At 35.2% G+C, this 4,225-nt stretch carries 3 protein-coding genes; 1 reads left to right on the top strand and 2 read right to left on the bottom strand.

Annotation, left to right across the window (positions count from 1 at the left end):
- Positions 1-199: 199 nt before the first annotated feature.
- Positions 200-2,080 carry an ATP-dependent protease LonB gene (gene lonB, locus ACKI3D_RS01775; RefSeq protein ID WP_407391769.1) on the top strand — a complete coding sequence of 627 codons (1,881 nt, stop codon included), beginning with the start codon at positions 200-202 and terminating at the stop codon, positions 2,078-2,080.
- A 6-nt stretch (positions 2,081-2,086) separates the two neighbouring features.
- Here the strand turns inward: lonB and ACKI3D_RS01780 are convergent, their stop codons facing one another.
- Both ACKI3D_RS01780 and ACKI3D_RS01785 read right to left on the bottom strand, forming a co-directional pair.
- On the bottom strand, positions 2,087-2,569 hold the full coding sequence (locus tag ACKI3D_RS01780; protein WP_407391765.1) for a hypothetical protein: 483 nt from the start codon (positions 2,567-2,569) through the stop codon (positions 2,087-2,089).
- On the bottom strand, positions 2,556-3,545 hold the full coding sequence (locus ACKI3D_RS01785; RefSeq protein ID WP_407391767.1) for an ADP-ribosylglycohydrolase family protein: 990 nt from the start codon (positions 3,543-3,545) through the stop codon (positions 2,556-2,558). Before ACKI3D_RS01785 ends, ACKI3D_RS01780 begins: the two co-directional genes overlap by 14 nt.
- Between the last annotated feature and the right edge of the window lie 680 nt (positions 3,546-4,225).

Genomic DNA, 4,225 nt, shown 5'->3' on the forward strand with positions numbered 1-4,225 from the left:
CACTAAAATAGAAAACTTTTTATATCTTGTAAATTTAAATAATATTTAAATAGTATATGAAACTTAACTTTTTAATGATGAATTTTATTGTACAAGTGAGGTTTATAGTATGAAATTTAATGAACAGGAATCCATTGAGGATTCTTCAGAAGATGTAGTGGTTGAGCCACAAGTTGAAAAAGATGAAAAGACTCAGCCGATGTTAGATTATAATAATATTAAAAGCTCACAGGATATTGAAGTTCCACCATTATTGATTGATCAGGTAATTGGGCATGAAGAGTCCATTGAAACAATTAAGAAAGCAGCAAAACAAAGAAGAAATGTTTTATTAATTGGTGATCCTGGTGTTGGAAAATCAATGCTTGCAAAAGGTATGGCACAGATTTTGCCTCATGAAACCTTGCAAGATATCTTAGTTTACCCAAATATGGAAGACAACAACCATCCATTAATCAGAACCGTGCCTGCTGGCGAAGGTAAGAAGATAGTAAAGGCAACCAAAGGTTCCGCTAAAGGCCAAGAAGAGAAAAAGACAATATTTACTATGTTTGCAATTGGCGGAATATTGGTCATTGGATTTATGTATGGTAGGTTATTGGAATCCATTATCGCAGCAGCTTTAATTTTACTTATATCTATTCAAATTAAACCAAAAACTAATAATATGTCTCCAAAATTATTAGTTAATAATCAAGAATCAAGATTTGCACCATTCATGGATGCAACAGGTGCTCATGCAGGGGCACTTTTAGGTGATGTACGTCACGACCCATACCAATCCGGAGGACTTGGAACTCCTGCACACGAACGTGTGGAAGCGGGAATGATTCACAAAGCCAACCGTGGAGTTTTATACATTGACGAAATCGGTACAATGAGCATGAAAACTCAACAGGAGTTATTATCTGCAATGCAGGAGAAAAAATACTCAATTACCGGTCAAAGTGAAAACTCAAGTGGGGCAATGGTAAGGTCCCAGGCAGTACCGTGTGACTTTGTGCTTGTAGCATCCGGTAACCTTCAGGTTTTAGAAGGAATGCACATTGCAATGAGATCAAGAATCAGAGGATACGGTTATGAAGTGTTCATGAAGGATTACATGGATGACACTACTGAAAACAGGGAAAAACTGGTCCAGTTCGTAGCTCAGGAAGTTAAAAACGATGGAAGAATTCCTCACTTCGCTCCTGATGCATTGGATGAAATCATCATGGAAGCAAAAAGAAGGTCTGGAAAGCAAAATGCTTTAACTTTAAGATTAAGAGACCTTGGAGGACTAGTCAGATCTGCTGGAGACGTAGCTATTGAAAAAGGAGATGACATTGTAACTGCTCAACATGTAATTGAAGCTAAAAAATTCGCAAGAACTCTTGAACAGCAAATAGCTGACAGGTCAATCATGCAAAGAAAAGATTACAGTATGGTTTCAGCTGAAGGTGGAAGGGTAGGTCTTGTAAATGGTTTGGCAGTTATAGGTGACAGAAGCGGAATTGTTTCTCCAATCGCTGCTGAAGCTGCTCCAACCCAATCTAAGAACGGAGGTAAGATTATTGCTACCGGTAAATTGGGTGAAATAGCTCAGGAATCCGTTCAGAATGTAAGTGCATTAATCAAAAAATATACTAATAAGGACATTTCAAACTACGACATTCACGTTCAGTTCATCCAAACCTATGATGGGGTTGAAGGTGACTCAGCAAGTGTAAGTATTGCAACAGCTGTTATTTCAGCTATTGAAGAAATTCCGATTGACCAGACAGTTGCATTGACTGGTTCACTTAATGTTCGTGGTGACGTAATGCCTATCGGTGGAGCAACTGCTAAGATTGAAGCAGCTGCTGAAGCTGGAATGAAAAAAGTATTGATTCCTAAATCCAACTTGAAAGATGTTATGATTGAGAAGAAATATGAAGATATGATTGAAATCATTCCAACCGAAACTTTAAGTGATGTTTTAGAAAATATTTTGATTAGCGGCTCTAGTAAAGATAAGTTAATTGAAAAAATGAAAAATATCGGCTCTAAAGTTGCAGAAAAAGTTCCACAGACTAGTATTAATAATCCAACTACCAATTAAGTTGGATTACTCTATTATTTTTTCTTTTACAATTTTTTCTATTGTTTTGTAAAATTCAGAATCTGTTTTTTCCAGTTCTTCAAATGAGGCGTCAACGCTGCAGCTGCATACATCAGTTTTGCCTATTATATATTCGTTTGAGTCTTTTTTAATCAGAATGCCGAACAGTTTCTCTTCTTTTTCAAAGTATTTTTCAAATTCTTCCGGGTTCAGATGGAAATTATAGTCTTTATCGGAGAATATATCGCATTCGTTAATGATTGGCATGAATGTCATCATGCCGCAGGGAAGAAAGATGTTTTCGTTTGCGTGAATTTTCAGGAGCCTTTCTTCATAGGAGTCATCATCTTCGATGTCGTATTCTGTAATTTCCAGGATATTGTTGGTGCCCATGAAGAGGTCATCATCGATGATGAAAGCAAGCAGGTCAGGGTCCATATAATCCTTGCAGGAAGCCCTGATATTATTGATAGTTTCACTTAGATTCATCACAAAATGCCTCGTATTTTTCACATAATGAAAGTATCTCATCAATTTTAACAATTTCTCTAATCCAATCTATAGGCATTGAGTCATATCCGTAATAAATTCCAGCTAACCCTCCGCAGATGGCACCATTTGTGTCGGTGTCACCGCCTAAATTAATGGCCTTTAGGACAGCATCCTTATAGTTTGTGGTATTTCTCAAGCAATAGATTACAGTTTCAATTGTGTCTATCACATATCCTCCACTTAAGATGCCATCGGAAAAGTCATTATTAAAGATTCTTTTGAAGTGTACAAGATCCTCGCAGTCCTTATAGTATTCCATAATTTTCGCGTTTGAGTTTTCAATATGCTCATCAATGCTTAAATCTTCATTTGCAAGCATGGATTTGGCTATTTCAACGTAGAGGACACATGCAATTTTGGACCTCTCATGAGCATGGGTCAGCGCTGAAACATTTTCTATTGTTTCATAGTCTATTCCTTGGATATATGCTAATGGCAGGACTCTCATCAATGACCCATTTCCGTTGTCGTGTGTAGAACTTCCTCCGGACTCCAGAGCACTGGCTCCCTGTTTGTATCTGTTTAATCCTCTAGATGTGGTGCTTCCAATATCAAAAACCTCTCCATGAGGAGTATGTTCGGCATTATCCCTCCATTTGCAGAACTCTTCCATGATGTCTGTGTAGTCAATTCCCTTTTTATTTATGATGCTGGTCATTGTAGCTATTGTCATTGAAGAGTCATCAGACCATGTTCCTCTAGGCTGACTGTAGGTTCCATATTCCCTCATGTTTACAACAGGGTCCTCTTCAAGTTCTCTTCTTGAGTGGAACTCAACCGGAACTCCCAGTGCATCCCCAAGTATAAAACCGATTATTCCATCTTTAACTTTCATGATGTATAATATGTTGTTTGAATTAAATAAAATTTTCATGATTTTAGTAGACATTTGTTTAACAGGATTTGAATTCATTTTTTCTATTTTTGATTATTTTAATCTAAACTTTCATATTTCATGTTTTTTAATGCCTACAATTTTTTAAAATGGCTTTAATTTTCTTAAATGGCTTCAACAAGCTTTAAATATGATTTAAGCAATATATTTAAGTAAAGACCTCAATATAATCAATAAGGGAGGTGGATAAACATGAAATTATTATTTTAAGTAGTGTTTATTTAATTATCAGTTCAGTTTTTTCCGCATGCTGCACTGGTTTTTCTTTCCATTTTTCCTTGGGAGGTGAGAATCGTGGAGTTATTTATCTTCACGATTGGGTCATATTGGTTTAATATTGCTTCAATTATTAAATCATTAATGATTCTAATAAATTGTAGAAGATAATAGCTCAATTTTCACCTCCATTTAAAGGGTAATTAAATATAAACGATTCAATGATGGGCTTTGAAAAACTTAGTTTTCGTGAGGTCTTTTCCCTAATGGAAACTGTTTAATTACCTATTTTTTAAAATTAATAGTTAAGTTTATATAATATTTTAATAATATGATAATACAAGAGAATTACTTTTAAAGTAAGCCTCTAAGGAAAAATAAAATTGATTAGAATTTTAATGTCTAATGCGGAATATTGTAGAGATTTTTTCTCTGCAATAAGACATTAAATTTGACTTTTTTTTTATCATTGAATTTTAGTG

It is taken from the genome of Methanobrevibacter sp. (assembly GCF_045586545.1).
Classification (GTDB): Archaea; Methanobacteriota; Methanobacteria; order Methanobacteriales; family Methanobacteriaceae; genus Methanocatella.